Annotated in this window: 25 protein-coding genes and 1 tRNA gene; 17 read left to right on the top strand and 9 right to left on the bottom strand. The window is 50.4% G+C overall.

Annotated elements, in window-relative coordinates; all coding sequences use genetic code 11:
• Positions 1 to 19: 19 nt before the first annotated feature.
• Both ACKFKH_RS05425 and ACKFKH_RS05420 read right to left on the bottom strand, forming a co-directional pair.
• Positions 20 to 1,366: a UDP-N-acetylmuramoyl-tripeptide--D-alanyl-D-alanine ligase gene (locus ACKFKH_RS05425; RefSeq protein WP_446857224.1), complete on the bottom strand. Its 1,347-nt coding sequence runs from the start codon at positions 1,364 to 1,366 to the stop codon at positions 20 to 22.
• 796 nt (positions 1,367 to 2,162) lie between these two features.
• Positions 2,163 to 2,450: a YiaA/YiaB family inner membrane protein gene (locus ACKFKH_RS05420; protein ID WP_446857223.1), complete on the bottom strand. Its 288-nt coding sequence runs from the start codon at positions 2,448 to 2,450 to the stop codon at positions 2,163 to 2,165.
• 473 nt (positions 2,451 to 2,923) lie between these two features.
• On the opposite strand from ACKFKH_RS05420, the gene ACKFKH_RS05415 reads away from it, so the two are divergent.
• From ACKFKH_RS05415 to ACKFKH_RS05405, 3 genes are all read left to right on the top strand, one after another.
• Entirely contained in the window at positions 2,924 to 4,285 is a 1,362-nt protein-coding gene (locus tag ACKFKH_RS05415; protein WP_446857222.1) for an NAD(P)/FAD-dependent oxidoreductase, read from the top strand.
• A gap of 699 nt (positions 4,286 to 4,984) precedes the next feature.
• On the top strand, positions 4,985 to 9,505 hold the full coding sequence (locus tag ACKFKH_RS05410; RefSeq protein WP_446857221.1) for a hypothetical protein: 4,521 nt from the start codon (positions 4,985 to 4,987) through the stop codon (positions 9,503 to 9,505).
• A gap of 660 nt (positions 9,506 to 10,165) precedes the next feature.
• Complete coding sequence (locus tag ACKFKH_RS05405; RefSeq protein WP_446857220.1) at positions 10,166 to 11,527, top strand: tetratricopeptide repeat protein; 1,362 nt, start codon at positions 10,166 to 10,168, stop codon at positions 11,525 to 11,527.
• Between the two features lie 93 nt (positions 11,528 to 11,620).
• Here ACKFKH_RS05405 and pgeF read toward each other — a convergent pair whose 3' ends face one another.
• Positions 11,621 to 12,406 carry a peptidoglycan editing factor PgeF gene (gene pgeF / locus ACKFKH_RS05400; RefSeq protein WP_446857219.1) on the bottom strand — a complete coding sequence of 262 codons (786 nt, stop codon included), beginning with the start codon at positions 12,404 to 12,406 and terminating at the stop codon, positions 11,621 to 11,623.
• Positions 12,407 to 12,598: 192 nt separating this feature from the next.
• Between pgeF and ACKFKH_RS05395 the strand changes: the two genes are divergently transcribed.
• The 4 genes from ACKFKH_RS05395 (at position 12,599) to ACKFKH_RS05380 (ending at position 15,158) form a co-directional block, all read left to right on the top strand.
• Entirely contained in the window at positions 12,599 to 12,745 is a 147-nt protein-coding gene (locus ACKFKH_RS05395) for a hypothetical protein (protein WP_446857218.1), read from the top strand.
• Complete coding sequence (locus ACKFKH_RS05390; RefSeq protein ID WP_446857217.1) at positions 12,745 to 13,851, top strand: peptidoglycan DD-metalloendopeptidase family protein; 1,107 nt, start codon at positions 12,745 to 12,747, stop codon at positions 13,849 to 13,851. The genes ACKFKH_RS05395 and ACKFKH_RS05390 overlap by 1 nt, the downstream gene beginning before the upstream one ends.
• Positions 13,852 to 14,267: 416 nt before the next feature.
• Positions 14,268 to 14,507 (top strand): Asr1405/Asl0597 family protein, encoded by a 240-nt coding sequence (locus ACKFKH_RS05385; RefSeq protein ID WP_446857216.1) that lies wholly within the window; start codon positions 14,268 to 14,270, stop codon positions 14,505 to 14,507.
• 63 nt (positions 14,508 to 14,570) lie between these two features.
• Positions 14,571 to 15,158, top strand: a complete 588-nt coding sequence (locus tag ACKFKH_RS05380; RefSeq protein ID WP_446857215.1) for a (2Fe-2S) ferredoxin domain-containing protein — start codon at positions 14,571 to 14,573, stop codon at positions 15,156 to 15,158.
• Positions 15,159 to 15,505: 347 nt separating this feature from the next.
• Here ACKFKH_RS05380 and ACKFKH_RS05375 read toward each other — a convergent pair whose 3' ends face one another.
• The 4 genes from ACKFKH_RS05375 to ACKFKH_RS05360 all read right to left on the bottom strand — a co-directional run bounded on the left by ACKFKH_RS05375 (position 15,506) and on the right by ACKFKH_RS05360 (position 18,466).
• On the bottom strand, positions 15,506 to 16,162 hold the full coding sequence (locus tag ACKFKH_RS05375) for a response regulator transcription factor (RefSeq protein WP_446857214.1): 657 nt from the start codon (positions 16,160 to 16,162) through the stop codon (positions 15,506 to 15,508).
• A complete protein-coding gene (locus tag ACKFKH_RS05370) occupies positions 16,143 to 16,979 on the bottom strand; it encodes a S1C family serine protease (protein ID WP_446857213.1) in 837 nt (278 codons plus the stop codon). Before ACKFKH_RS05370 ends, ACKFKH_RS05375 begins: the two co-directional genes overlap by 20 nt.
• Complete coding sequence (locus ACKFKH_RS05365; RefSeq protein ID WP_446857212.1) at positions 16,976 to 17,896, bottom strand: S1C family serine protease; 921 nt, start codon at positions 17,894 to 17,896, stop codon at positions 16,976 to 16,978. Before ACKFKH_RS05365 ends, ACKFKH_RS05370 begins: the two co-directional genes overlap by 4 nt.
• A gap of 496 nt (positions 17,897 to 18,392) precedes the next feature.
• Positions 18,393 to 18,466, bottom strand: a tRNA-Pro gene (locus ACKFKH_RS05360).
• 97 nt (positions 18,467 to 18,563) lie between these two features.
• Here ACKFKH_RS05360 and lipA point away from each other — a divergent pair.
• Entirely contained in the window at positions 18,564 to 19,442 is an 879-nt protein-coding gene (gene lipA / locus ACKFKH_RS05355; RefSeq protein WP_446857211.1) for a lipoyl synthase, read from the top strand.
• Positions 19,443 to 19,447: 5 nt separating this feature from the next.
• Entirely contained in the window at positions 19,448 to 20,386 is a 939-nt protein-coding gene (locus ACKFKH_RS05350) for an NAD(P)H-dependent glycerol-3-phosphate dehydrogenase (protein WP_446857322.1), read from the top strand.
• Positions 20,387 to 20,441: 55 nt separating this feature from the next.
• On the opposite strand, the gene ACKFKH_RS05345 is transcribed toward ACKFKH_RS05350, so the two are convergent.
• Both ACKFKH_RS05345 and ACKFKH_RS05340 read right to left on the bottom strand, forming a co-directional pair.
• Positions 20,442 to 20,783 carry a zinc ribbon domain-containing protein gene (locus tag ACKFKH_RS05345; RefSeq protein ID WP_446857210.1) on the bottom strand — a complete coding sequence of 114 codons (342 nt, stop codon included), beginning with the start codon at positions 20,781 to 20,783 and terminating at the stop codon, positions 20,442 to 20,444.
• Complete coding sequence (locus ACKFKH_RS05340) at positions 20,683 to 21,054, bottom strand: helix-turn-helix domain-containing protein (protein WP_446857321.1); 372 nt, start codon at positions 21,052 to 21,054, stop codon at positions 20,683 to 20,685. The genes ACKFKH_RS05345 and ACKFKH_RS05340 overlap by 101 nt, the downstream gene beginning before the upstream one ends.
• Before the next feature lie 285 nt (positions 21,055 to 21,339).
• Here ACKFKH_RS05340 and ACKFKH_RS05335 point away from each other — a divergent pair, with 285 nt between their 5' ends.
• The 8 genes from ACKFKH_RS05335 to ACKFKH_RS05300 all read left to right on the top strand — a co-directional run bounded on the left by ACKFKH_RS05335 (position 21,340) and on the right by ACKFKH_RS05300 (position 26,935).
• A complete protein-coding gene (locus tag ACKFKH_RS05335) occupies positions 21,340 to 21,852 on the top strand; it encodes a DUF2808 domain-containing protein (protein ID WP_446857209.1) in 513 nt (170 codons plus the stop codon).
• 143 nt (positions 21,853 to 21,995) lie between these two features.
• Entirely contained in the window at positions 21,996 to 22,139 is a 144-nt protein-coding gene (gene rpmH, locus ACKFKH_RS05330; protein WP_446857208.1) for a 50S ribosomal protein L34, read from the top strand.
• 37 nt (positions 22,140 to 22,176) lie between these two features.
• Complete coding sequence (gene rnpA, locus ACKFKH_RS05325; protein WP_446857207.1) at positions 22,177 to 22,539, top strand: ribonuclease P protein component; 363 nt, start codon at positions 22,177 to 22,179, stop codon at positions 22,537 to 22,539.
• Positions 22,529 to 22,921, top strand: a complete 393-nt coding sequence (locus ACKFKH_RS05320; protein WP_446857206.1) for a PH domain-containing protein — start codon at positions 22,529 to 22,531, stop codon at positions 22,919 to 22,921. The genes rnpA and ACKFKH_RS05320 overlap by 11 nt, the downstream gene beginning before the upstream one ends.
• 145 nt (positions 22,922 to 23,066) lie before the next feature.
• Positions 23,067 to 24,203: a membrane protein insertase YidC gene (yidC, locus tag ACKFKH_RS05315; RefSeq protein WP_446857205.1), complete on the top strand. Its 1,137-nt coding sequence runs from the start codon at positions 23,067 to 23,069 to the stop codon at positions 24,201 to 24,203.
• A 1-nt stretch (position 24,204) separates the two neighbouring features.
• On the top strand, positions 24,205 to 24,711 hold the full coding sequence (locus tag ACKFKH_RS05310; RefSeq protein ID WP_446857204.1) for a Jag family protein: 507 nt from the start codon (positions 24,205 to 24,207) through the stop codon (positions 24,709 to 24,711).
• A 113-nt stretch (positions 24,712 to 24,824) separates the two neighbouring features.
• A complete protein-coding gene (locus tag ACKFKH_RS05305; protein WP_446857203.1) occupies positions 24,825 to 25,328 on the top strand; it encodes a YceD family protein in 504 nt (167 codons plus the stop codon).
• Positions 25,329 to 25,411: 83 nt separating this feature from the next.
• Positions 25,412 to 26,935 (top strand): AAA family ATPase, encoded by a 1,524-nt coding sequence (locus tag ACKFKH_RS05300; protein WP_446857202.1) that lies wholly within the window; start codon positions 25,412 to 25,414, stop codon positions 26,933 to 26,935.
• Positions 26,936 to 26,938 lie beyond the last annotated feature (3 nt).

Raw genomic sequence — 26,938 nt, 5'->3', positions numbered from 1 at the left:
TCTCAAAATTGTGGCTAGATTATGGCTCACTTAAAGCCAATCGCAATCCCTCGACAACGCGGTCGAGTCCGACGGCCCGTGAGGCTTTGAACAAAAGGCGATCCCCAGTTTTTATAGTCTGCTTTAAGTGCTCAATGATGTCTGCGTGGGTGACAAATTTTTGAGCATTGAGAGAGGAAGCTCCGATCGTCAGTGCAGTCGCTTCTGGCTCATCGGCCAGGATTAATAATTGATCTAGCTGAAGATGTTTGACCATCGCGCCCACTTGTTGATGAAAGTCGAGGGAGCGATCGCCCAATTCTTTCATGGTTCCTAAGATGGCAATGTGTCGCTTGCCGGGGGTTTGTGCCAAAAGTTTTAAGGCGGCTAACATCGACTCCAGCCCGGCGTTGTAGGTTTCGTCCAGTATCACGATATCGTTGGGCAAGTCAAACTTTTGCGATCGTCCTCCGGGTAGACAGACTGCTAGATGGGTTAGTTGTGATTCATCTAAGTGAAGCGCTTTGACCACTGCCAAAACTGCTAAAAAGTTGAGCGCGTTGTGTTCTCCGGGAAGCGGTAAATGGAATGGAATAGATTGTACTTTTAGCGTTTCAGAATCTATCAACTGCCCGTGAACGTCGCCGCCCTGTAGACCATAAGTGATGGTTTTTCCGAGCCATACCATTTGAGCCGTCTTTAGCAGTAACGGGCTGTCATGATTGAGAATCGCGATCGCATCACTTGACATTTCTGTCAGCAATTCACATTTTGCTTGAGCGATCGCGGTTTCTGATCCCAATCTGCCGATGTGTGCCGTCCCCACATTTGTAATGACTGCGATATCAGGACTGGCGATTTGACTGAGTAAAGCGATTTCTCCTTGCGCTCTCATTCCCATTTCAACAACGGCATAATCATAATCATGATCGAGTTCCAACAGCGTTTTAGGAACTCCGATTTCGTTGTTGTAGTTTGCTTGAGTTTTGAGAACTTTTCCATAGTGTGACAGCGCGGCTGCGATCAGTTCCTTGGTAGTAGTTTTGCCGACCGAGCCTGTAATGGCAATCACTGGAATATTGAATTGTTTGCGCCACCAGTGAGCGATCGCTTGATAGGCTGCCAACGTATCTGAAACGATCAGCAGATTTGAGTCTTGAGTCGGGAATTGGGTATCGACGATTGCGGCGATCGCGCCCTGTTCTAAAGCAGCGTTGACAAAATTGTGTCCGTCAAACTTTTCGCCCCGCAATGCTAAAAAAACTTCACCCGGTTTGATGTTGCGGCTGTCGGTGGTGATGTGGGTGGCGGTTTTGGTCAGGTCAGACAACTGATGAGCAGCACCCAGAACTTCGGTCAATTGAGCAAGCGTGGCGTGGAAAGGCATAGCGGAAGGGATGAGGGAGGGCGTTGCCCCGCTTTCGCGAGGAGGGATGAAAGAATGGTGCCAATTGATTTTGGGTGTGGGCATTCCTTCGCTGATTATTAAAGAGCGATTCGATCGTTTTTGTCAAAGTTGGGAGCGATCAGTCTCGCAAATCAGTGTTTTGAAGTTGGTTAGACCTCAGATCCTCTTCTAGTATTACGGCTGTAGAGTAGCTACAATACAGCATTACTCAGGAAGACAAACATTTTTGCTATGCTTTCATGTCAATCAATTCTGGCAACAGCCGCAACTCCAATTTCAAAGAACGATGTTCTGGTTAGTGATTAGTTGCAGATCGGTGGCTAAGAACTAATGACTAATGACCCGCCATTTGAAGATTCTTACAACTGATTCAAGACTGGTATAGATGAACTCGAAACTGTTACCGCTCAAAAAAATAAGGTCTGGATCTAGATGATCGTTGACCCTTTTAGTTAAGGCATCTTAAGGTAGGTCTTGGGCAACTACAGTGCAGGGCGTTGCTGAATCAGGGGATGAATTGCCCCAAAGCGGCGGGAACCCCAAGGTTCAAAGTCCCCCAATTTTGGGGGATTTAGGGGGCGAAAAGATTGACACTTCCCACAGATTCATCCCTCCAATCAGCAACGCCCAGTGCAGAAACGATTCGATCGCTAGTGAGGATTGTGGCGACTTGACAGTACCTCAATTTTTGGGATGTTCCTGTCCCAGATGATTTATCACCCTGATTCAGCAACGCCGAATTACCCTTCTCTCTTTACCAATCAAAACTCAAACGCTATTTTTTGAAGGGATCATGCTCGGCTAAAATCTTCTCTAATTTGGCTTCATCCACTCTCGAAATTAGCCGCTTGGATTCGTGAATATCGCGAGTGGTTTTTGACAGACTAAAGGTAGAGCCAACCGTAAACAAAACGCCCATTCCCATATAGCCTTTTACCCAATTATCGACAGGCAAATTGAGAATTCCAACCGTCGTCGCTGACACAGAAAGCACAAAAGAAGCCCACACTTGAACCACCCACGCACTGGTCGGAGCATCCCGATCGACGTTGTATTTTTGCATCGTTTTCTCCAAAAAGATTCTTTGTAAGTGATGGTTTTGAATCTTTAAGCAAAGACTAGCAGGGGTCTTGAGCAGAAGATTTACAAAGTGGACAGACCGATCGCCGTCCCTTAACAATTATTTTAGAAGTGAGAAAAATCCCAATTAAAACATCCTCTCAAAGTCTTAGTCTTGACTGCACGAAAACTTCACCCTTTAGGTAAGCGCTTTGTCTCTTTAACGTCTATCTATTGAAAAGATTGAATGAAGGGATCAAATTGGTAAAAAACTGCGATCCCCGTAACAGCAACTACTCAGACTCGGAATCAGGCTGACTACACTAGTAGAAGCTTGGGTAAACTCTAGCCAACCTCTCCGATTCTTTAGGCTCATATTTAGCATTAAAGATTCAGTCTCAGGCTTCAGATCTAACGTTCACCGTTATCGTTCGGACTCAAATTCCAGATTCAACCAGACCCACAAGTATGACAACAATGGTCAACGCAACTGAAAAGCCCAAACATCGCGTCGTCATCATTGGGGGCGGTTTTGGTGGACTCTATGCTGCAAAAGCGCTAGGAAACTCCTCCATCGAAGTCACCCTGATTGACAAACGCAATTTCCATTTGTTTCAACCCCTTCTCTATCAGGTTGCTACTGGAACGCTCTCCCCGGCTGATATTTCTTCGCCGCTGCGATCGATTCTCAGTCGTCACAAAAATGTTCGCGTCTTGATGGAAGAAGTCGTAGATATTGATCCCCAGGCAAAGACGGTGATTTTGCGAAAGGAAGAATTGCCCTACGATACGCTGATTGTCGCGACGGGAGTCAGTCACCACTATTTTGGCAACGAACATTGGAAAGACAATGCTCCCGGCTTAAAGACGGTTGAAGATGCGATCGAGATGCGGCGGCGGATTTTTATGGCCTTTGAAGCAGCCGAAAAGGAAACCGACCCCGAAAAGCGCAAAGCGTGGCTAACATTTGTGATTGTGGGTGGCGGCCCAACTGGAGTAGAACTGGCCGGCGCGATCGCAGAGTTGGCCTTCAAAACCCTCAAAGAAGATTTTCGCAACATTGACACCACCGAGGCTCAGATTCTCTTGCTCGAAGGTCTCGATCGCGTGTTGCCGCCTTATGCGCCTGACTTGTCTGCCAAAGCAGAAGCCTCTTTGACGCGACGCGGTGTGACGGTGCAGACCAAAACCAAAGTCACGAATATTGCAGACGATGTGGTGACGATCGAGCGCAATGAGCAAGTTGAGCAGATTCCAGCCCAAACGATTCTCTGGGCGGCGGGTGTGAAGGCTTCGGCAATGGGCAAGATTTTGTCAGATCGGACGGAGGTCAGCCTCGATCGAGTGGGGCGTGTCATGGTCGAACCGGATCTGAGCGTGTCAAACCATCCTGATATTTTTGTGATTGGCGATCTGGCGCATTTTGCTCATCAGGGCGAAAAACCGTTGCCTGGTGTAGCCCCTGTCGCGATGCAAGAAGGTCAATATCTGGCCAAATTGGTCAAAGCAAGACTCAAAGGACAGTCGCTTCCAGCTTTTTCCTACGCAGAGATCGGAAGTCTGGCGGTGATTGGGCAAAATGCTGCCGTCGTCGATTTGGGCTTTATTCAATTCACTGGAATCATCGCCTGGTTGATCTGGGTGGTGGCTCACATCTACTATCTGATCGAATTCGACAACAAACTGGTTGTGATGTTTCAGTGGGGATGGAGCTACTTTACGCGCAAGCGAGGCGCACGATTGATCACAGGCGATGATGCGATGGTGGAAGTTCACATGGCGGGCAGCGATCGCAAAGAGAGGTCTCCTTCGGCGGGCAAGACGGCGATCGAGGTTTAGTTCCGCTGACAGATGCAGCATTTGGTTAACCATACGACACTGAATGCTGCTCTGGTTCAAATATCAAGAGCGTTAGAACGTTTGTAGACGAATCAAGCTTTGAGAATTTACGAAATCAAACTGACAATTCTTTGACTTGCGAACGCAGAATTGGATTTGCAATCTTAAATCTTAGTTGTGTCAGGTTGTCGATCGCGGCTCATGATTAAAAGCGTGTTCTCAGCCCATGAGCAGGTTGACCGCTTCAAACTCACGGTCGTTAGAAGTCTTTTACACTTCATTTTTTACACTTCAATTTTAGAAGCCTCAGACATCAAAGATTGCAGAAGATTAATGTCACACTTCTTAAGATTGAGGGCTATTTGCATCCCACAACACGATGTTTTTTCGCAGAGAGATCAAGAAGTTTTTGGCGCATCCGGAACTTTACGATCGATGAGTGTTTTAAAACTCACCTCCACAGACATGCGCTCCTGAGTGGCTCGTCTATTCATTCAGGCGGTTTGTAGAGGAGTTCAAAACCATTTCGATTTTGTTGTTGCTCGTGTTTACAGAATTCAAACCGTTCAACATACAGACATCAGTTTAGCAATCAATTAGTTATTTTAATTCTGTTTCCTACAGCAATCTTTAATTGATTGATCGCTGACTGTTTTTGACGTGCTTAAACTCTCTATTCCCTCTAAGGAAAATTGCTCCATGACTGTTTCTCAAATTGCAACCATTCTCCAGTCCACTCTGCAAAATGGACAACTTGAACTCAAAGAATCCACGATCGAGTCTCTCCCGTTAGGCAGTCTGTTCGCCTTACTCGAAAGCGAAGGAATCGTTTTCAATCAAGCTGAAATTATTGCTGAAAGCGATCGCGTCACCCTTACGGGATTGGCTTCAATTCTCAACGCCACTAACGTTTTAGTAGAAGCCGTTTTTCAAGATTCCAACGATCGTGTAAACTTCGCTCTCAGCGCTAAACAGCTACCGATTTGCCGCATTCCTGGTGCTGCGTGGTTAGATCTGCGAGACGGACAGCTTGCCTTACAAGTGATTGCAGGGGATATTGCAGGGAGCATTAGCGGTAGCGTTCGCGTGGGTGATAGTGAGATTTCTACTGCGCTATTGGTCGGCAAGGTTGAAGGCGAAGTGGTTCTGCAATGGACGATCGCACAACTCGACATCTCAGCGATCGCGGCAACATTTCTAAACGGCGCATCAATGCCCCCTGATCTGCCAAACCTTGCCTTTAAGGATATTGAAACCACCATTCAGCCAAAGTCTCGCAGCTTCTCGTTTCGAGCCAGTTCTGCTCAGGCGTTGAGTTTTCCCCCCAGTGGAAACGGATTTAGCATTACAGAAACCAGTCTTGCGATGAGCCGCGAGGATGATCAGATTGAGTGCGCGATCGCCATTCACGGTCAAAACTCGTTGGTCATTGCTGAAGAATTTGCCCTCAACGAAGTTCAACTAGAGTTCAAACTTGCGGGGCAAGAGTGGTCAATCTCTGGTGCAGTCGAGGCAGAATTATTCGCTCAGTCTCTAACGTTGGCAGCGGAATATCGTCAAACGCAAGACGAGAGAAGTCTCAAGCTTTTTGCAGCCGCGACTCCCGCAATTAAAATCGTCGATTTAGAAGACGCGGGACACTTCAGCTTGTCGCAAATTGGGTTGGAGTTGAGTAAAGAACGAACGACCGAACCCAGCACCGCGCAATCGGCTTGGAGTCTGTCGGCATCGGGTGCCATTCAAATTACAGACGTGCTTGATTTTGAAGGAACTCTGACGCTATTCAAACAGACTGACAGCACTGTGGGACTGATGTTTGAACCCGATCATGCCAGCGTTCGTTTGGCATTGCCGCCCACATCATCAATGGATTTAGAGTTTGGCGGAGTCTCGATCGTACGTCAACCCAGCCTCGATTCCACGACGACCGAATTTGCATTTGAAGCAGCAGTCACGTTAGCGTTTCAGGGATTTCACCCCACTGTTCACAAATACTTGCCGGAGACGATCCAAACCACATTCACAGCCGATCGTTATCGTGTCACTTTAACCGCAGATCGAGTGCTGCAACCGTTTGATTTTGTGATTCCTCCGATCGAGATCGATGCTGATACCCAAATTGATTTAGGGGTGGCGAGTTTAGATGTGTCGGATCTGGTGATTCGGCTTGGACAAGCGATCGAATTAGGGGCACAGCTTGGAGTCGGATTGCCCGCTAACTTAAATAAACTGTTTGGCGTTAACGATGACGGCACTGCACTCGTCGAATTCTTCAACACGTTTGACCCTAGCGATCGAGACAACACCGTCGTCAAAGCCGAACTCAGCATCGGCACCGCAGGCATCCAAATCATGCCGACCTCTTCGATCTTAAAAGCTGTGCAGTTAGTCGAAGAAAACGGCGAAACCTTCTGGTATTGCAAGCTTGGCAACGAGGGCGAATTTGGCGAAGTTAAGTTCAAAGTGCCTGTGTTTAAGTATGACTTGACTCGATCGAGCTTTATGGCCAGCGGCGGATTTGAGACGATTAAGCCCTTGGCGTTGCCGATGACTCCGATGAAACAGTTGCTCAAAGCCTGCAAACTTCAAGGTGCCGCGGATGCGTTGCCCAACAGTGTGCCGCTCAAAGAAATCAAGATTGTGGATGATCAGGGCAACTTTAAAGTCGATGAATTAATTGCTGAATTGGGCGCGATCGGAGCCAACCTTCCTGCCGAAATTAAGGATAGTTTGACGGTGATTGGCGACCATTTAGACGAGCTGCCCGATAGCTTTAAGCAATATCTCAACATCGAGATTCCTCAGAGCTTTGACTTTGATTTAGTCGTCACCCCCGAAGGCAGCGTGCGGTTTGATGCACGAGTCAAAGAAGGCGATCCGCCGATTAAGCTGATGTCTCCGGCGCTAATGGGAGTCTTGCCCGTTCTGAATTGTGTACAGCTTCGCGGCATCTCGTTTGGCGAATTGGCAGGCGGTAGCTTGTTCTTGCTGCAAGTCGATGCAACGCTAGACCAATTCGATTTGGTAACGCTGGCGAGTTCACTGCTGTTACCTGAAATTGAGAACAATCCGCTGCCCTCGTCGCGCAGTCTGCACCGTCGATTGATTCTCGACAAACTATTTATGGTGATTGTGTATCAGACGGTGATTCCGATTCCGATTCCCTTGTTCTATGACGAGATTGGCATTGAATACTTGGGGCTAGAAGGCGTTGAATTGGGTGCCCATGCTCAGTTTCCGATGCCGACCTTTGACCTTGCAGAAGCCGGAAAACTGCTGTCGAATTTCAAACAGTTCTTTACCGATCGAGACTTCCTCCTCGACCCCAACTCGGCTCCCAAAAACCTCAATCTCACCTTCTCCCTCAAAAAGAATTTCTTAGAGTTGCCCAAATACTTGAGTCCTAACGGAACGCTCTTAGGCGACGACAAAGGCGGCCCCGAAATCAACGCCTACGCCAGTCTTGCCAAACTAATGAACGGCATGAAGACGCTTTCTGTCAACGATTTAATTCAGGCGATGCCGCTGTCCGATCGGGTTGGCAACACCGCCGTCTCATTTGGTGCCCTGTCAGGAAGTCTCGGCTGGCTCGTCACTACGCCCGACGAATTCAGACAGATTGCTGCTCAACCTGCCCTCAAACAAATCGCCTATTCACAACTCGGATTAGCATCCACCGCGCCAGTCAATTCAGTTTTGAGCATCTTGCCGACCGTCACGACTCCTAACGAAGAGGGACTTGTGGTGTTCCTCAAAGGCAAGTGTGCGGTGAAGAATCTCGCCAGTTTTGAGACGACGTTTGGGTTGGCGGCATCTGGCTCGACAGGCTTCGCCACTGGCTTCCAAATGGTTGGCAAAGTTGCGGATACGATCGAGATGGGTTTTGCAGGTCGAGTCGCCATTCAGCCTAAAAACAGCACCGCCTTCCGATTAGAGGGACGCAGCTATCTCAAGATTGCTGACAAAACGGCGTTTAGTGGCGATGTGCAAATCAGCGATCGACGCTTTGAATGTAGTGGTTCGCTGGACTTATTCGGGCTGGGTGGCTCTGTGGCAATGAGCATCGATCGCGATCAAGGTGCCGATCTTCGCGGTGAACTGAACCCGATCGACCTCAGCATCTTCCAACTCACGGGAGCAAACGGTCAACCCAAACCGAGTGTATTCCTCGCAATCAAGCCCAACCAAATCCCGACGATGGATGTGTCTGGAGCCGTTCAACTTCTGGGTCTGCGGGGTGAAACTCGCATTAACGTCAGCGAGAATTCTTTCCTGTTTGCGGTGTCAGGTAACTTGTTTGGTCGGTTTGGCGGCAGTATGCGGGCAAGCGGAACGCGACTCACCGATCGGGCAAACTTCCGAGTTTCTGCCACGATGCAAACCGATCTCTTGCAGTTCATCAAAACCGAAGCCACGCAAGTCATCAAACAAGCGGCAGACAAAGCGCAAGCCGATATCACGATCGCTCAAACACGAGTCGATGCGGCTCAACGAGATGTGAATAGTCTTCAGCAAACGGTGGATCAACAACGAGCGATCGTCCGGGGAGAACGGGCGGCGGCTCAACAGAAGTTTGACAGCGCTCAAGCAGATTTCAACACCAAGCAAGCCAAAGTCAACGAACTTAGTAACGGCATTCGCTCCCGACAGCAGGAGATTGCTCGCCTCAAGCCAGCCGACATCTGCATCAAAAACCCGTTTACGGGTAAGACGAGTTGTTCTCCTGGCATTCCTAGCCCCGCCAACGCTGCCCGCATTACCAAGTTAGGGCTTGAGATTGCAGGACTCGAAACGGCACTCAAAGGGGCAACAGGCGGACTCACCATCGCCAAGGGAGCGCTTGAGTTGGCGAGACGAGGGCTGAATACGACTCCGATCGACCTTGATCTCAGAGTGTCTGGGCCGTTGGTACTGCTCAAAACTGCGACTGGAACGTTAACCGCAACTCAAGAAACGTTGGCGCTAACCAAGCGAGGTGTAGGAGCCGCCGCGTCTGCCAATGATTTCATTGCACGGTTTGGGTTAGCCAATCTGCTGCAAATCAATTCGGCGAGTTTTGACGCTGACCTCAATACCGCTTCGGGCGGGCGGGTGTTGCTAAATGTCAATCTCACTTACCAAGGCAGAGTGTCTAACTTGGCGTTGAACTTCAATCTCAAAGAGCCGCAACTGGCTTTAAACGATGCTCAAGCGTTGGGTCGGCAGTTGTTGTCTGTTTGACTATTCGGCGGGAAGTCTTGCGCTCTAATCTTTGATTGAGCGTCGGGATGAAAGCCAGGGCGTTGATGAACTGTCCCCTTAACCGATGTGAAGCGTAGCTGAACAAGAGCTTGGGGACGGCGAAGAAGCGCCACTCTCTTACAAACGCAACGAGAGAGTTTGATATGCTTGTATTGGTCGTTGACCCACCCGCATGGCTGACAACAAAAGGCTTGAGTCTAACTCGCCCTGGAACGAGCATGAGCAACGGGAAAGAAACAAGTCCTGCTGGTCGGAGATTTCCGTAAATCCAAGATGCGTCTGTCGAATTGAAATCAACAACCTTGGGAAGCAGGGTTGCTGCCAGGGTAGTAGAGCAATCTGCTGCGGGAGTTAGGCTCACAGCGCGTGTAGCACACCTCCGGAGGACAGGTAAGACCAAGATCGTACTCGGTACGAAATCTCGTTCGCGAGATTCCCCAACGTGGCACTGACCGATGAAACTGGAAGCCCGCTCTGTATGCGTAGCATCAGAGTTGGGTACTTCACATTACAAATCGTCTGTAGGAAGAGTCTTACAGGCGATTTCTCGCGTCTGCAACCGTGTTAAATCTTGACCGTAGTAATTTGTCGATCGCACTCCACGTTAATATGAAGAGCGTGTCCCCAGTCTGTGAGGATATGCGTCAACCTCTCAACTCGCAAATCGAATTTCTGCTTCATCAAGGACAGCAACTGAGCAAAGCTGGCTCCTACGAAGGGGCGATCGCCTACTTTGACAAAGCATTAGAGCGGTATCCCAATTGGTACATCGGTTGGTATGAGCGAGGGAGAGCACTCCAGGAACTCGGACAATATGAAGCGGCGATCGCCAGCTTTAAAGAAGTCATCCTTCTCAAACTTGACTTTGCTCCCGCCTGGCACAATCAAGGCATGATCCTGGCAAAACTGGGACGATATGAAGAAGCCATCGCCAGCTACGATCGCACGCTTGACCTCTACGCCAACAACTACAAAGCCTGGTACAACCGGGGCAACGCGCTGGTGAAGTTGGGGTCGGTTGGGGAGGCGCTGCACTGCTACGAAGAAACGCTCAAACTCAAACCGGACTACGCGCGGGGCTGGTACAATCGGGCGATCGTGCTGACTCAACTGCGCCGCTATGATGAAGCGATCGTGAGCTACGATCGGGCGCTCAAGTTTCGTCCCCATTTTTCCGATGCTCACTACAATCAGGGCAACCTGTTTAATCGGTTGGGGCGCTATGCGGAGGCGCTAATTTGCTACGAACGAGTGTTACGCATCAAGTCTGACTTACACGAAGTCTGGTACAACTACGCCAATATTTTGCACAAACTCGGCTCTCACGAGCAAGCTTTAGAAAGTTACGACAAAGCGATCGCCCTTCACGCCGATTCTCACGAAACCTGGTACAACCGGGGCAATACGCTAGAGGCGCTGTGTCTGTACGAAGATGCGATCGCCAGTTATCAGCAAGCTTTGACGCTCAAACCCGATTTGTATGAAGCCTGGCACAATCAAGGGTGCGCCTATCAGCATTTGGGGTTTTATGAAGACGCGATCGCCCGATATGACCAGGCTCTCACTCTAAAACCTGACTTTCATGATGCCTGGATTAGTCGCGGCATTGCCCTTCGCAAAACGCATCAATATGAGGCAGCGATCGCTAGCTTTGATCAAGCGTTAGCAATCTATCCAATTTGCGCTGACAGTTGGTATCGACGCGGCCGCGCCCTGGGGCACTTGGGACAGACTGAGGCAGCAATCGAAAGCTATGACGAGGCGTTGAGTTTAAATCCTCAATGTGATAAAGCCTGGTACAGTCGGGGCGTTTCTTTGGGGCGATTGGGCAGACATCAGGCGGCGATCGAGAGCTACAACAATGCGCTGGCAATCAATGCTCACTTTCCCAATGCCGAGAGTAGTCGGAGTCTTTCGCTAAAAGCTTTGGGGAGGGAGGTAGAAGGGAGGAGGGAGGAGGGAGGAGGGAAGAGGGAGGAGGGATGGCGCGAAGGACTTTGAGCCAAAAAATTCGTCCGAAAGTTCTCCAGAATTGGGAATTGAGGGGCTGGCGCGCTGGGTACCGAAGCGAAAAAACTTCATTGTGTTATCTGGTTAGCTTGTGGGATTTTGACTGACGATGCCTGACCATTGGGCTTTTTTGAGCTTTTCACGACGGTAGGAGAAAAATTTGGTCGCGTCTTGATAGGTGCAGTGAGGCGCGATCGCCACCTGATCGGGACTGATGCCCAACTGCTCAATCTGCAACGCATTCACCCGTCGCACGTCTAATCGGACTCGCCCTGGGGTCGCATCGGGGAGTATGGGGGAATTGGGTAGGGCCAAGAGTCGCTCTATGCTGGCTTCTAGCGGACTGTCTGGATCGATCGCCAGCACCGTCGCTCCCACTTCTACAGCGACATGGGTAGATACTTGATAAACTTCACCCGCGATCGCGGGCCCCATCGCAATGCGTAAATCGGATGGCTGACTGCCCTGAGCGCAAAGTCGAGCGATCGCGTGAGGCACAATTTTTTGAGAAGTTCCTCGCCAGCCTGCATGAATCGCGGAGACGTGTCCCGTTTGCGTATCGGCAATCAGCACCGGGGTACAGTCTGCACTACACACCCAGACAGCTTGACCAAACTGGTCGCTGATCAGACCATCTCCCGCCAAAAAATTCTCTGCTGAAAAGTCGGGCATCTCCGAAGGGGCTAACACGTTGTTTCCGTGGACTTGCTGAAGTCGGTAAGCGCTGGCATTGGGATTGAGAACTTCGGTCAGGAGGAAAGGCGATCGCGGAGAAAATTGCTGCGTAAAAAAGCCGTGCTGCCACGATTCCAGCAAGCTACAGGTTAGATAGGGAAGCTCATTCCAGGTTTGCCAGTGCCAGGTGTGCATAACGGATTTTGCTAGATTTTAGGTTCACTTTAGCAATGGATTCCTCAAGTTGTCGGATTTGAAATATAAAGGCTGTATCAAGAAAGTATGATCGCCCCCCGTAAATTTACAAATAAAGCGTTCGTTAGGCAGCAATTGCTCGTAGAATTTTCGAGGATCAGAGTCAAAAACTTGGGATATGTTTAACTAGGGTTGAGCAAGATTACGGAGTTGGGTGAGCCGCTCGATCGAGCATTCCTCTCGATTCCGTCTCGTCCCAAGTCATATCGGAACTTTCGCACGATCGTGGGCGACAAGTCTGAGAGCTATCCCAGTCCTATTTATCGAGGAGAGTGTTAATGAGTCAGCCGCGCAATGCCCAAAGCTTTTGGAGACAGCGTTCTCTACTAAAACAGTTAAGCTGCCTGAGCGGAGTTGGCATTCTAAGTAGTGGAGTTGCCCTGGCGCAGGCTCCCTCTGACATTCCTCAAATCGTAATTTCTACCCCGTCTAAGGCGGCTCCTTCTGTCTCTCAGACGGCTTCTGACCTGATGGCTCCCTCTGCGGTCTCTCCCGCTTCAGCAAAACCCGAACCGCCTGCTCTTCAAATTGAGACGGTTCCTCAATCCACGACTTCTCCATCCACGGCTTCCCCAGCGAATGAGTACGAAGCACCCAGCACGATCGTTTTTACCGATCGCTCCTCTGGCTGTGAATTTGCTTTAGAAGCGGGAAAAACTTTGGCAAATGGGGCTTGTGGCAGTCCGACGAAAGTGGCGAGGGAGCGATCGAGTGGCTTTACAGGCGGCTACTCTACGGCTCAGGCGGCGGCTCCGATTCGAGTTGAGCGAGTCAGCTATGAGCGACGTTTGGAAAATACAGCGCCTCCGGTGACAACTCCGCTGTCTGCGTCCGCCTTTGTCAAAAACTATTACAATCGCAGCGTTCGCCCACTCGGAATTCCTGGAAACAACAATGTGCGCTTGCTGTTTCCTTTATCGATTCCTTCGGTGATTACGTCGGTGTTTGGCTGGCGAGTTCATCCGATTACGGGCGATCAGCGACATCACTCAGGGACGGATCTGGGCGTACCGATGGGGACTCCGGTTTTGGCGGCGTTGACAGGTCGCGTCATGCTGGCTGATTTCTTTGGGGGATATGGGCTGGCGATCGCCCTAGAACACACTCAAGGCACTCAGCAAACTCTCTACGCTCACTTATCAGAAATCTTTGTCAAGCCTGGAGAAGTGGTGAAGCAAGGCACGGTGATTGGGCGAGTCGGCAGTACAGGCAATTCTACGGGCCCCCATTTACACTTTGAGTTTCGGCAATTGACGACTCAGGGCTGGGTCGCTCAAGATCCAGGCGTGCAGCTAGAGTCGGCGCTGGCTCAGTTGGTGCAGTCGTTACAAACGGCTCAAAAGCTTCCTGTTCCACCAAAATTGTCTCGCAACGGCAATTCCTAGAACCTGAATTAAACTATTCTCTGTTCTCTAACCTTTAGAGAGGCAAGTAGAGAGGCAAGTCAGCTTAATCGTTTTAAACATTTGAAAATCGCGGATGTGACGAATTACTGTGTCCTGTTTTAGGAGCGGTTTAGTCGTTACTTCCGCGCTTTGTTTTTGTGAGGAAATGGGCAAGCTTAATGACAAGTGTTTGCAAATAAAAGATTTTGCTGTATCTTGATTCTTATATTCTATTGAATATCTTTCGCAATAAGTTAAACGCAGTAAGTCGAAGCTCGCTGACGATTGATCTATCTAGTACAAAGCATCTGATTTCGACAAACTGAGTTCCTTGTTAAAAAGCTCTTCTTGAAACCAGGACACTCGTCTATCTCGCTCAGCAAAAGTTAAGAATTTATCTCAACTACCCGGCACTCATGAAGCATTCTCAGCCCGCTCCTGGACAAATCTTGCAAATTTCTCGCGGCGATCGCTGGATTGCCCACTACCGCCTTCAAGAGCTTTCGATCACCTGTACTCTGACCTCTGACGGCTTTCTCCGAGTTGATGTCAACAACTTGACTGACATTTTGCAAGTCAGAAGCGTCATTCAGCAGTTAACTGCCCCGCGTCAAACCTTGACCCAATGGCTCGATCGCTGCTGGTCAATTCACTAATCTAAAGCTTCTTTAGAGCTTCACAAATTCATTCAACGTCCACCATCATCAAGGAATCGAACAATGGGGAAATCGAAAAAAAGTCAATCTGCATTCAGATTAGAAGGGCGGTTTTTGGGCTACATCGTTGAAGATGGCTACAAAATCAAGCAACTGAGATTGGCGACAGCGGATGGTGAATGTTTTATTAAGTTGTCTAAAGAAGCAAGGGCAAAACTGGGACGGGTGCTAATTCCGGGTGATTGGGTGAGCGTTGAGGGCACGAAAAAAGTTGAGTTGGAAAGCGAATTTGCGAAACTGAAAGCTTACTCAGTTGTGCCGATCGTGCCCACCGATGCGATGAAGCCAGAGATTCAACCCGGCAAGTCAAAAGCTAATATTTTGGTGTGTCAAAAGTCGGGCTGTATGAAGCGAGGTGGTAAGGCAGTTTGTCAGGCGCTAGAGACGGCATTAGGCGATCGCGGGTTGGACGACGTAACCATCAAAGGCACGGGCTGCATGAAAAATTGCGGTCAAGGGCCGAATGTGGTCATGCCTGGAAAAGCTCGCTACTGCAAAATCAGCGCCAAAGAAATTCCCGCTTTAGTGGACAAACATTTTCCAAAGGTGAAGTCGGTCGAAGAAGTGCGAGTGTTGCAGCCGATCGCTTGAGGATTGTGAATTAAATGGGCGGTTCAAACCGCGCCTACAAGAACGAAGTCTGCGAAGGCAGACTAGGAGGCATTGCTGAATCTTGGGATGAATTGCGTCAAGGCGGAGGGAAACCCCATGTTCAAAGTCCCCCAATTTTGGGGATTTAGGGGGCGAAAAGTTGACCCTTCCCACGTATTATCCCTCCAATCAGCAACGCCGACTAGGAAAGCAATTCTGGAGGACTTTTAGACCAAGATCTTCAGTTCAAAGTCCCTCAGCATTGGGGGATTTAGGGGGTTGCCTGGATTAACAACCGCAGCGAAAGATTCCATCGAATTCACGTTAATTAATTTCCGACTGCTCAACTACAGCAGAATTAGTCCCTGTCGAGCGCCCAAAATTACTGCTTCGGTACGGCTGGAGACATTGAGCTTACTAAAGAGTGAACTGATGTGAAACTTCACCGTGTGTTCAGAGAGCATGAGACGACGGGCGATCGTTTTGTTGCTCAAGCCTTCTGCCAGCATTCCCAAAACTTCGATCTCGCGAGGCGTGAGTGACTGAGACGGCAGACCAGGAAGGGGACTGGGGAGCGTAGGCAACAGAACGTCTGTGATGTCGGGATGCAAAACCGTTAGACCCGAAGCCGCAGCGACGATCGCGCCCAGAATTTCATCTGCGGACGCTTCACTTGGCAAAATCGCCCGAACGCCTGCCCGAAGCAATTCTGCGATCGCACCTTCAGACAGATCATCAATTAACAGCACGATCGCAGGCTGAAACCCATTCTCTGTCAGCAAAGTCGGGAAAGTTTCTTCCTCTTGAGCGCTCCACTCCCACAACACCACTTGGGGCTGATGCTGCTCGATTTGAGCAAAAAGATCAGAATAGGCAGTGCTTCCGACAATTTCAAAAGCCGAATCGGTCGCAATTAGCGCTTCCAAACCCGCCCGCATCACCGCCGATCGCGCCACCACCAAAACGCCAATCAATGGGAACTCCTCACGCTGCTGCCGCTTCATCCGTCGATCGCCCGTACAACACCACTTCAATTGTTTTGGCAACGCCCCCGCGCAAAATTTCTAAGGGTAGCCCGTCTCCTGAGTGCGATCGCTCCAGAATGTGAAACAGTTCGTTAATCGTTTGGAAGGGTGTGCCTCTAACCCCAATCAGAATGTCTCCTGGCAACAAGTGGGCTGCTTCTGCGGGACTTTCTGCCTCGATCTGGGTGATGAGCAGCTCGTAGGCAGGTTTTTTGCCCAACATGACCATCACCGATTCTAATGTCACGCCTAGATAGGGACGATCAGCGTAATGGTTGAGAAACCACTGCACAACATTACTGGGGATAGCAAAGCCGCGATCGTAGACAATCATCGTATTGATACCAACAATCTGACCTTGAGCGTTCGCCAGTGCGCCTCCTGAATTGCCCGGCGCGAGTGAAATATCAGCTTGAATCCAGGAACCAGGAGCCGTGTGAATAATGCCTGTTGTCAGCGCCCCAACTTGCCCCAAAGGATTGCCCACCGCCAATACAAACTCACCGACCCGCAGGCGATCGCTATCTCCGACTTCAACAACTGGAAGATTCGTCGCATCAATTTGCAAAGCGGCTAAATCTCGCTGAAGGCTTTGAGCGATCGTTTGGGCTGGCAAGACTCGCCCATCGGAGAGTTCCACCTCGATTTCTTGACCTCTGACGACGTGAGCGTTGGTGATAATCAGTCCATTTGACGACCAGATCACGCCCGATCCAGCCCCCGATTTGCCAGATCGGATCTGCACCGTTGACTGACGCAAGCGATCGGCGATCGTTACAATTTCTGTCTGAATCATTTTTCTCTCCCTGGTCTTTCGCCGACGATAATCGTGGTTTCGATCAAGGCACCGCCGCGAATCATTTGGGCTGTAATGGGATGTCCAACGCGATCGGGATCGAGTACCGCATGAACGTCTCCAATGTCAGCGATCGCCGTTCCATCTAATGCGGTGATGATGTCACCCAGTAAAACACCCGCTTGGTCTCCAGGGCCAGTTGGCTCGATGCTAACTACGATCACGCCGCCGCTTTTAGAAAGATTGAGCGATCGAGCCAGGGTTTCGGGCAATCGAACGGGCTGCATTCCCAATCCCAGGTAGCCACGGGCGATTCGTCCAGTTTGCAGTAGTTGATCGACGACGCGGTTGACCGTTGCCACTGGAATTGAAAGCGTCATGTGTCGCGGGCCGGCCGTATTGATACCGATCACCTGTCCTTGGGCATTGATCAGCGGCCCACCCGAAAATCCTGGATACAGATTCAACGAAGGGCGAATAAATTGGTCGATTCGGCCACCATGCCACGATCGCCAACTGCCCCCAATCGAGCCAATTACTCCCAGACTGGCACTGGTTGCCCCTTCACTAGAGCGAGCGATCGCCAGCACCATTTCCCCGACTCGCAGGGCCGAAGAGTCTCCGATTTGAGCGATCGCTCGCTCCACATTTTGCAGTTTGAGCAAGGCCAAATCCGTCCCTGCATCACGACCCGCAACCGTAGCCGAAACGCTGCGTCCATCTGGTAGAGTAACGCTGATTTCTTCATCGCGATTGACGGTGTGATCGGCTGTAACCACGATGCCCGATCGCCAATACACCCCACTCGAAGCGTGTCTCCGACGAGCATTCACCGCGACAACAGACTGTCCGGCTTGTTCTACCGCGTCGGCTAATTGATTTGAGAATGCTGACAATGCATTATTTTCAGAAGTCATAGTGTGAGCTGAAGATTGACTGATTCCAGGATGCGATATGAAAGGGAGCGATCGCATCAGATGAATCGGTAGATCTCAACCTGGACAAATGGCTAGGGCGTATCATCGCTTGGCTAAACTTGAACTATCAATGCTTGAGAAAATCTGACGAACCCTCGCCATTACGCGCTGAGAAATGACTACTGGGAACGAATTAAAAATTTATTGCCTGGACGCGAAGGCACTGTGGGTTTCCAAGCTCGATATCGACGCTATGAACTTTCTCAGTGCAATTTATCTGGCCGCTTGCGTGATTTGGCTCAATTGATCACACGCCCAAAGCTTTGAAGTCTGCTTAGAAATTCTTTGTTAACGTGAATTCGACGAAACCTTTCGCTATGGCTATTAATTCGGGCAGTCCCCAAGTAGATCAGTCCAAAGGTTATTGAAATGGAATTCACAAGCCAGCCCGGCCCATGACCTGCCAATTGCTCTGAAGCACGACAGCCTTTAAAAATCGGGATGATAGGATTTGAACCTACGACCCCCTCGTCCCGAACGAGGTGCGCTACCAAGCTGCGCTACATCCCGGTTAGTCAATAATAGGGTAGCACGATCGACCCAACACAGAGAATCCTGCCCAACAACTTGTTAAACTAATTGATGCACAACTTTAGGGTAGACAGGCGTGGTTGTAAAGCCAGACTGGTTAAGGGTTAAAGCTCCTCAATGGGAGCGAGTCGGCAACGTCAAAGAAATTTTGCGAGACTTATCGCTCAACACGGTCTGTGAAGAGGCCTCGTGCCCCAACATTGGCGAGTGCTTTAACGCAGGGACGGCGACGTTTCTAATCATGGGGCCAGCTTGCACGCGGGCCTGCCCCTATTGCGACATTGATTTTGAGAAGAAGCCACAGCCACTAGACCCCACCGAACCGACGCGACTAGCCGAAGCCGTGCGACGAATGCGCCTCAATCATGTGGTGATTACTTCTGTCAATCGAGATGACTTGCCAGATGGCGGAGCGGCTCAATTTGTGCGCTGTATCCAAGGGATTCGGGCCGTCTCGCCTCAGACGACGATCGAAGTTCTCATCCCTGACCTCTGTGGCAATTGGGACGCGCTGGCTATCATTCTCCACGCTAACCCAGAAGTTCTCAATCACAATACCGAAACGATCGCTCGGTTGTATCGGCGAGTCCGACCTCAAGGCGACTATGCGCGATCGCTCGACCTGCTCAAACGCACCCGCGAAATCAGTCCGCACACCTACACCAAATCTGGGATCATGGTCGGTCTGGGTGAGACAGATGAAGAAGTCCGGCAAACGATGCGCGATCTGCGAACGGTCGATTGTGACATTCTGACGATCGGGCAATACCTCCAACCAAGCCAGAAACATTTGGGTGTTCAGACCTTTGTGACTCCTGATCAGTTCGATCTCTGGCAGGAATATGGGGCGACGATCGGCTTTCTGCAAGTCGTTTCTTCACCGCTCACCCGCAGTTCTTATCACGCAGAACAAGTCAAGACGCTGATGCAAAACAACCCACGGGGGCAGGGTTGAAGGTTGTGGTGATGGGGGCGGGTGCCTGGGGTTCGACGCTGGCGAATCTGGCCAGAGACAATGGGCATCAAGTTGAGGTGTGGTCGCGTCAGAGCAGCAACCTTCAGACCACGATCGAGAACGCCGATGTGGTTGTGTCAGCGATTTCGATGAAAGGCGTAAGAGAGGTGATCTCAGGGCTACGATCATCCCTCTCGCCTCAAACCCTTCTCGTTACAGCGACCAAAGGACTGGATGCCAATTCAGGAACGGCGATCTCTTCGAGTTACCCGCAAGGGGTCGCTTTGCCTCTTCTCCCGTCGCAACTCTGGCAAGCTGCTTTTCCTGCTCACGCTGTCGCGATTCTTTCGGGGCCAAACCTCTCCAAAGAGATTCAACAAGGCTTGCCTGCGGCCAGTGTGGTTGCAAGCTCAGACTTACAGGCGGCGGAACGGGTACAAGCTGCCCTTTCTTCGGCTCGATTTCGCGTTTATACCAATTCCGATCCCCTGGGCGTTGAACTGGGGGGCGCGTTAAAGAATGTGATTGCGATCGCCGTCGGAGCCTGTGACGGTCTAAATCTAGGAACCAACGCCAAAGCAGCCCTCGTCACTCGCGGACTCGCCGAAATGATTCGCATCGGCACCTATTGGGGCGCAAAAGCTGAAACGTTTTATGGACTATCAGGCTTGGGCGATCTGCTAGCCACCTGCAACAGTGCCTTGAGCCGAAATTATCAGGTAGGTTATGGGTTAGCGCAGGGCAAACCGTTATCTGACGTTCTGGCTCAGTTAGAAGGCACCGCAGAAGGAGTCAACACGACACAGGTGCTCATTCGACTGGCGGAGCAACAGAAGATTTCAGTACCGATTTCGTCTCAAGTTCATCAACTCTTGCAAGGTGAAGTCACCCCTCACGCCGCCGTTTCAGCCCTGATGCTTCGTGACAGCAAGCCAGAAGTTTAGAAAGTTGACATCCTCTACGCCCAACCCTTCGGGGATAGACGTAGATTCTTAAGACTCACGACTTAGGTTTCTGCTTCACAGGCACTTGACTAGACATCGCTGCCCCCGCCAGTACGCCTCCACAGACTGCTTGATCTACCGTGTGCCCCCCGGCGGATAATCCTCGATTGCGGATTACTTCCCCAGAGGCAATATCTCTAGGCTTGGTTGATCCGCATTCCAAACACTGATGAACCCGATCGCTCAAATCCTTTTTGACGGTTGCCCCGCAATCTGGACACTCTTGGCTCGTTCCTCTAGGGTTCACCTTGCCAAAATGCACCTCTCGCTTCCAGCACACCCAGGGCAATATCTGATTGAGAAATTGACCAAATCCAGCATCCAGCGTATGTTTCATTGACCGCTTTGAGTTCTGGATTTGTTGTCTTTGCGTCAGTCAATGACTTGCACTGGTGAGCAAAGTTGGGAGAGGGCGCGTCAGCCGGAATGATGTATTCCCGTCGAATGGAGCAAGCATTGACCTCACACTTGCGAGATTCAATCCAGTCTTTGCGTTCACGCAGTGCGTAATTCCAGACTTTGCGGCAAACAATCAGCCATTCCTCAATGAGTGCCGCCTGGTCGGAAGTGGGGACTAGCTTAAATTCGTAAGTGAGGGTTAACGTGATCCACCTACAACCAAACGGAGTACCGTTATAAAGCGCTTCGCTAGTCTGAAGAACGCAGCACTCCGGCGTTATTGGTAGAATTACAAAGTAGATGAACTCGGTGAATCATTTCGCTTGTCTTAGACCAATCAGGCACCTACTAGAAATTTCTTCGTCGAGACTTACGTCGCTCCTCATTGAGCTATTTCTTGTCTTTTGCTGCTAATGTCGATATTGATAAAGCTCATGAAAACCCCTAACTCTTGTTTTTCAGGTAAAACGCCTATGCTGCTCAGAGGATTTTCGATGCGACGTGTCGTTTCCACATTGGCGATCGCAGGTTGCCTCACGTCGACCCTGCCGATCGTCGCCTTTGCCCAAGGCCTGCCCGGATTGACAATCTTTAGTGGAGTCAAGAGCGAAAACCAACTGAGCTACCGTCTTGATTTTGGTGGAAACTCTAACTCCTGGGATCGCTACCGTCTGCGAGTTCCCCGCGCCAAGATGAAGGTGGCTGTCGCTCAGTTTGCGATCGACTATCCCAACTACTTTAAGGGCACGTTTGATCCCAAAGATGTCGAACTGATGGTCAACGACAAAAAAGTCGCCATCGAAGAAGTCAAGTGGTCAAAAGAAAACTACGTGATCGAAGTCTTTCCTAAAGAACCCGTCCCCGCAGGCACCAACGTCGAACTGATTTTCTCAAACGTCAGAAACCCTAGCAGCGGCGGCATGTTTTACTTTAACTGCAACGTGCTGTCTCCCGGAGATGTACCTTTGCTGCGATCGCTCGGCACCTGGATCATTACCATCAGCTAGTTTCAAATCATCTCAAAATCTTGAAGAGTGAAGGGTTTCGATCGAAGCGCTTCACTTTTTAGTTCCCACTCACTTTTTCAGGTGGTATATTTGTAGACTGTGGCTTTTTGACGGTCACTTCACCTTTAGCTAAAGCAACCACAATGACTAAACGCACTTTAGAAGGAACCAGCCGCAAGAGAAGAAGAGTCTCTGGCTTTCGGGCGAGAATGAGAACCCCCAACGGTCGGCGGGTAATCACGGCTCGGAGAAAAAAAGGTCGGGCACGGCTTTCGGTTTCTGGTTAATTTCTGAATCTTTTGTAGAGGCAGGGCGAGGTCTGAGATGGCATTGCCCAAAGCAAATCGACTCAAACAACGACGAGACTTTGGTGCTGTCTATCAGCGAGGTCTGCGTCGAAACTCAGCTAACCTGGCGGTCAGGGCACTGCGTCCCCGCCAGAAGGATGAGCAGTCGCCCTCCCAGATTGGCATCTCCATCAGCAAAAAAGTCAGCAAACACGCTGTTGTGCGAAACCGCATTAAACGGCAGATCCGAGTGGCTTTGCGCCAGTTACTTCCTCTCATCCCTCACGGCTGGAAAGTCGTGATTGTCGTTAGAGAATCTGCGATTAAGTGCGATTACTTCCAATTTCTGCAAGAATTAAAGCAGTTGTTGGTAGACGCTGAGGTGATAAATGGCGATTAAAGAAGAGGTTTATTACGAAGGCGGCCCTCATGTCGGTGATTTGATTATCGGTTTGTTGTTGGCGACTACGGTGATCTGTATTCCCTTGACCATCGGTTCAGTTGTCCGAGCGCTCTGGCTGCGGTATAGAATTACAAATCGGCGGATTACCGTCACAGGTGGATGGATGGGTCGCGATCGTACCGATCTCATTTATTCCGAGATTGTCAAAGTCGTCACCGTTCCCCGTGGGTTGGGTGCTTGGGGCGATATGGTTGTGACGCTGCGAGATGGCAGTCGGTTAGAGCTTCGCTCGGTGCCCAAGTTTCGAGAAGTCTACGACTATATCAACGATAAGCTGTCCGATCGCGCTAAAAAAGCCAGTGGTGCACTGGGCAAGTAGGGAATTCCGCTTGTCTATGGACGGTTAATGATAGGGTGTACAGGCTAGACTGGGACGTGGTGTGCCAGCTAGCGTACACGCCGAGCCACATCAACTCGATCAAACTCGGCAAACTCAGAATTCTCTTTAGGTAGACGTAAGGCGAATGGACTTCGGTATAGGCTTTCTTTCCAACAACGTAATGCTGCCGATCCTAGACTTTTTCTATGGGATCGTGCCCAGCTACGGTTTAGCGATCGTGGCACTAACGCTGGTAATTCGCTTTGCGCTTTACCCCTTGAGTGCTGGCTCGATTCGCAGTATGCGCCGCATGAAGGTGTCTCAGCCTGCCATGCAAAAACGAGTTAAGGAGATTCAAGAGCGCTACAAGGACGATCCTGCCAAGCAGCAGGAAGCCATGAGCGCAGTTTATAAAGAATTTGGTAATCCCCTGGCTGGCTGCTTTCCAGTGGTGCTGCAAATGCCCGTTCTGTTTGCGTTGTTCGCCACTCTGCGGGGATCACCCTTCTCAGACGTGCCCTACACTTTCAACTTTCAGGTGACCCCCACAGGTCAGGTGGAGCAGGTTCAGGCTTTTGTGACTCCGCCTCAAAACATTTTTGTAGCTGACGGCGTTCATGCAAAGATTGCGGCGATCGCTCCCAGTGGCACCCAGTTAGCCGTTGGCGAAAAAACTAAAGTTGAGTTTCAGACCAACGACGGTAAGCCGTTTGACGCGCTGGTGTCTGAGTATCCTGACAGCAATCTCAAGCCAAAGTTCAAAGTCACTAACGGCGCCGAGCGAATCAAGCTGAACGACGACGGCACGATCGAAGCCCTTCAGCCCGGAGATGCCACCGTTCAAGCGATTGTTCCAGGACTGGCGGCTGATAAAGGATTTTTGTTTATCGATAAGCTGGGACGTGTAGGCGCGATCGATCCGGATGGAGCGCTGCACTGGGACATCATTGGCATGGTGATCTTTTTTGGCGTTAGTTTATACATCAACCAGTTGCTCTCAGGTCAAAGTAGTGGGCCGAGCAGCAATCCTCAACAAGATACCGTTAACAAAATCACGCCGATTATCTTCTCTGGCATGTTCCTCTTCTTCCCACTTCCGGCTGGGGTGTTGATGTACATGGTCATTGCCAACATTTTCCAGACGGCTCAAACTTTTGTCCTGTCGCGTGAGCCTCTACCCGAAAATCTGCAAAAAATTGTGGATGCAGAAGCGGCAAAGACGAGCAAAGAAAAGGGGTCTGACGATCTACCATTTGAACCCGGTCGTAAAAAGAAGGCTTAACATGGGTGATCAGCTTCAGCAAAGAGGTCAGGAGTGGCTAGAAGAATTCTTAAAGTTAGCAAGTCTTCCAGCACCTGTGACGACCCAGATGAGAGAAACGTTTTCCGAGGCGAGTTGTTGGCTGACGATCGACCAGTCTGCCCTTCAAACTGACCAGGTTGATTCTTTAATCGGAACCGAAGGCGCAGTGTTGGACTCGATCCAATATCTAGCAAACTCCATTCTCAATCTGGGTCAAACAGGCGAGTTGCAGGGTGCCTATACGATCGAGCTTGCGGGCTATCGAGAACGCCGTCAGCAAGCGTTGCTAAAGATTGCTGAACAGGCTGCTGAACAGGCTCGACAAACTAGCGCAGAGTATGAAATCAAATCGCTGTCCTCTGCCGAGCGGCGACAGATTCACACCATTCTCAAAGACAGCCCCGGTCTGGAGACGTTTAGCCGAGGGCAAGAACCCGATCGTCGTCTAGTTGTCCGTCCTGTACAGCCTGATCAGCCTCAAATTTAATCCTGGAGTGGGTCAAACACCTCGTTCAGCAACGCCTAAAATAGAAGTATGTAATGGTTGCCTGTGCTGAAAATGTGCAGGCATCTTAGTTTTTAATAGGATTGCCTCAATTCATGGAAGCGATTTACATTCCTCGGTTGACCCAAGCTCCTGAGCGCAGCCAGGCGATCGAGTTCAAAGAGATTTTGCCTAACTTGCCCACTCTGACTCCCGTGCAGGGCGTCTTGAAAGTCACCCATCAGGGCAACTATCTCGAAATTTCTGCTCAAGCGGAAACGATTGTCACGCTCATGTGTCACCGTTGTTTACAACAATTTAACCATCGTCTCTCGGTGTCAGCGTCTGAGATGCTCTGGCTAACTGAGAAAGAAGCACAAGTTGAAGAACTGCCCCTCGATCGCGACCTTTCAATGGATGATTTGATTGAGACGCTGCCCCCCAACGGGTACTTTGAGCCTTCGGCGTGGCTGTATGAGCAGTTGTGTTTAGAGATTCCGCAACGTCAGATTTGCAGTCAGGACTGTCAAGGAATTGAGGTGAAAAAGGCTGACTCCAAGCCTGCGATCGATCAGCGTTGGGCTTCTTTAGAATCCTTGAAAGGTCAGCTTCCCTCATAAGATAGCGGTAGAGACTGGGACAGTAGTGTACGGTGTTAGTAAGACTTTAACTGCTGACCGGGCTAAATGCTCCTCCATGATCTATGAGCTTCAGCGACGAATTTAATCTGCTGCTTCGGGCCCGCTATCCGGTGATCTACATTCCCACCCGTGAAGAAGAGCGTGTGGAAGCAACGATCGCTCAGTGTGCCAAAAATCAAGGCGATCGGGCCGTGTATATCTGGGATTTTGTCGATGGCTATCAAGGCAATCCCAATGATCTCGGTGTTGGCAAGCGCAATCCGCTCCAAGCGCTAGAATTTGTCGAGAAGCTACCCGCCAGTGCCGCCGCAATCTTTGTTTTACGAGATTTTCATCGATTTCTAGAGGACGTTTCGATCTCACGTAAGCTGCGAAATCTGGGGCGGTTGCTGAAGTCTCAACCCAAAAATCTCGTCTTACTGTCTCCCAACGTTTCGATTCCAGACGACCTGAGCGAGGTGCTGACCGTTCTGGAGTTTCCCTTACCGGGCGCGATCGAGATCAAAACAGAGATTGACCGACTGTTAGGAGCGACGGGACAACGATTGGAACCCAAAGTTTTGGATGAGCTAGTGCGATCGTGTCAGGGACTCTCGACCGAGCGGATTCGCCGGGTTTTAGCGAGAGCGATCGCCCTACATGGTGAACTGCAACCCGAAGATGTCGATCTGATCTTGGAAGAAAAGCGACAAACCATTCGACAAACCCAAATTTTAGAGTTTTATCCTGCAACAGAGAATATCTCTGATATTGGAGGACTGGATAACCTGAAAGACTGGCTGCTGCTGCGGGGTGGCTCTTTTTCAGAACGGGCACGACAGTATGGCTTGCCTCATCCCAGAGGTTTGTTGCTGGTCGGAATTCAGGGAACTGGGAAATCACTGACGGCAAAAGCGATCGCCCACCACTGGCACCTGCCGTTACTGCGATTGGATGTGGGTCGGCTATTTGGCGGGCTGGTTGGCGAATCTGAATCGCGTACTCGTCAAATGATTCAACTATCAGAAGCGCTGGCTCCCTGCATTTTGTGGATCGACGAGATCGACAAAGCGTTTTCTGGACTAGATAGTCGAGGTGATGCGGGAACCTCCAGTCGCGTCTTTGGCACCTTCATCACCTGGCTGGCAGAAAAAACTTCTCCTGTCTTCGTTGTGGCGACGGCCAACAACATTCAATCCCTGCCGCCCGAAATGTTGCGGAAAGGTCGATTTGATGAAATTTTCTTTGTCGGTCTGCCTGCTCAAGAAGAAAGACGGGCGATTTTTGCCGTTCATCTTTCTCGCCTGCGTCCCCACAATCTCAAGCACTACGATCTCGATCGCCTCGCCTACGAAACGCCGGACTTCTCGGGTGCCGAAATCGAGCAAACTTTGACCGAAGCGATGCACCTGGGGTTTAGCCAAAATCGCGACTTTACTACCGACGACATTCTCGAAGCGGCTAGTCAGATCGTTCCGCTCGCCCGGACTGCCAAAGAGCAGATTGAATTTCTCCAAGAGTGGGCGGCCGCTGGCAAGGCGCGCATGGCCTCAAAGCACAGCAGCCTGAGCAATCGCATCCAGCGCCAGTTGCAGCAGCCAGAATGAGTC

It is taken from the genome of Phormidesmis sp. 146-20, from assembly GCF_052939475.1.
Note: the sequence above shows the minus strand (reverse complement) of the source record. Positions and strands in the feature narration are given on the sequence as shown.

Excerpts from the sequence above, each read along its gene's own strand:
- ACKFKH_RS05385 (WP_446857216.1), top strand. The coding sequence starts at position 14,268 with ATGAAGCATTCTCAGCCCGCTCCTGGACAAATCTTGCAAATTTCTCGC.
- ACKFKH_RS05405 (WP_446857220.1), top strand. The coding sequence starts at position 10,166 with ATGCGTCAACCTCTCAACTCGCAAATCGAATTTCTGCTTCATCAAGGA.
- ACKFKH_RS05425 (WP_446857224.1), bottom strand. The coding sequence starts at position 1,366 with ATGCCTTTCCACGCCACGCTTGCTCAATTGACCGAAGTTCTGGGTGCT.
- ACKFKH_RS05300 (WP_446857202.1), top strand. The coding sequence starts at position 25,412 with ATGAGCTTCAGCGACGAATTTAATCTGCTGCTTCGGGCCCGCTATCCG.
- ACKFKH_RS05370 (WP_446857213.1), bottom strand. The coding sequence starts at position 16,979 with ATGATTCAGACAGAAATTGTAACGATCGCCGATCGCTTGCGTCAGTCA.
- ACKFKH_RS05380 (WP_446857215.1), top strand. The coding sequence starts at position 14,571 with ATGGGGAAATCGAAAAAAAGTCAATCTGCATTCAGATTAGAAGGGCGG.
- ACKFKH_RS05310 (WP_446857204.1), top strand. The coding sequence starts at position 24,205 with ATGGGTGATCAGCTTCAGCAAAGAGGTCAGGAGTGGCTAGAAGAATTC.
- ACKFKH_RS05365 (WP_446857212.1), bottom strand. The coding sequence starts at position 17,896 with ATGACTTCTGAAAATAATGCATTGTCAGCATTCTCAAATCAATTAGCC.
- ACKFKH_RS05415 (WP_446857222.1), top strand. The coding sequence starts at position 2,924 with ATGGTCAACGCAACTGAAAAGCCCAAACATCGCGTCGTCATCATTGGG.
- ACKFKH_RS05320 (WP_446857206.1), top strand. The coding sequence starts at position 22,529 with ATGGCGATTAAAGAAGAGGTTTATTACGAAGGCGGCCCTCATGTCGGT.
- ACKFKH_RS05390 (WP_446857217.1), top strand. The coding sequence starts at position 12,745 with ATGAGTCAGCCGCGCAATGCCCAAAGCTTTTGGAGACAGCGTTCTCTA.
- ACKFKH_RS05375 (WP_446857214.1), bottom strand. The coding sequence starts at position 16,162 with ATGAAGCGGCAGCAGCGTGAGGAGTTCCCATTGATTGGCGTTTTGGTG.
- ACKFKH_RS05345 (WP_446857210.1), bottom strand. The coding sequence starts at position 20,783 with ATGAAACATACGCTGGATGCTGGATTTGGTCAATTTCTCAATCAGATA.
- ACKFKH_RS05410 (WP_446857221.1), top strand. The coding sequence starts at position 4,985 with ATGACTGTTTCTCAAATTGCAACCATTCTCCAGTCCACTCTGCAAAAT.
- yidC (WP_446857205.1), top strand. The coding sequence starts at position 23,067 with ATGGACTTCGGTATAGGCTTTCTTTCCAACAACGTAATGCTGCCGATC.
- ACKFKH_RS05335 (WP_446857209.1), top strand. The coding sequence starts at position 21,340 with ATGCGACGTGTCGTTTCCACATTGGCGATCGCAGGTTGCCTCACGTCG.
- pgeF (WP_446857219.1), bottom strand. The coding sequence starts at position 12,406 with ATGCACACCTGGCACTGGCAAACCTGGAATGAGCTTCCCTATCTAACC.
- ACKFKH_RS05420 (WP_446857223.1), bottom strand. The coding sequence starts at position 2,450 with ATGCAAAAATACAACGTCGATCGGGATGCTCCGACCAGTGCGTGGGTG.
- rnpA (WP_446857207.1), top strand. The coding sequence starts at position 22,177 with ATGGCATTGCCCAAAGCAAATCGACTCAAACAACGACGAGACTTTGGT.
- rpmH (WP_446857208.1), top strand. The coding sequence starts at position 21,996 with ATGACTAAACGCACTTTAGAAGGAACCAGCCGCAAGAGAAGAAGAGTC.
- ACKFKH_RS05305 (WP_446857203.1), top strand. The coding sequence starts at position 24,825 with ATGGAAGCGATTTACATTCCTCGGTTGACCCAAGCTCCTGAGCGCAGC.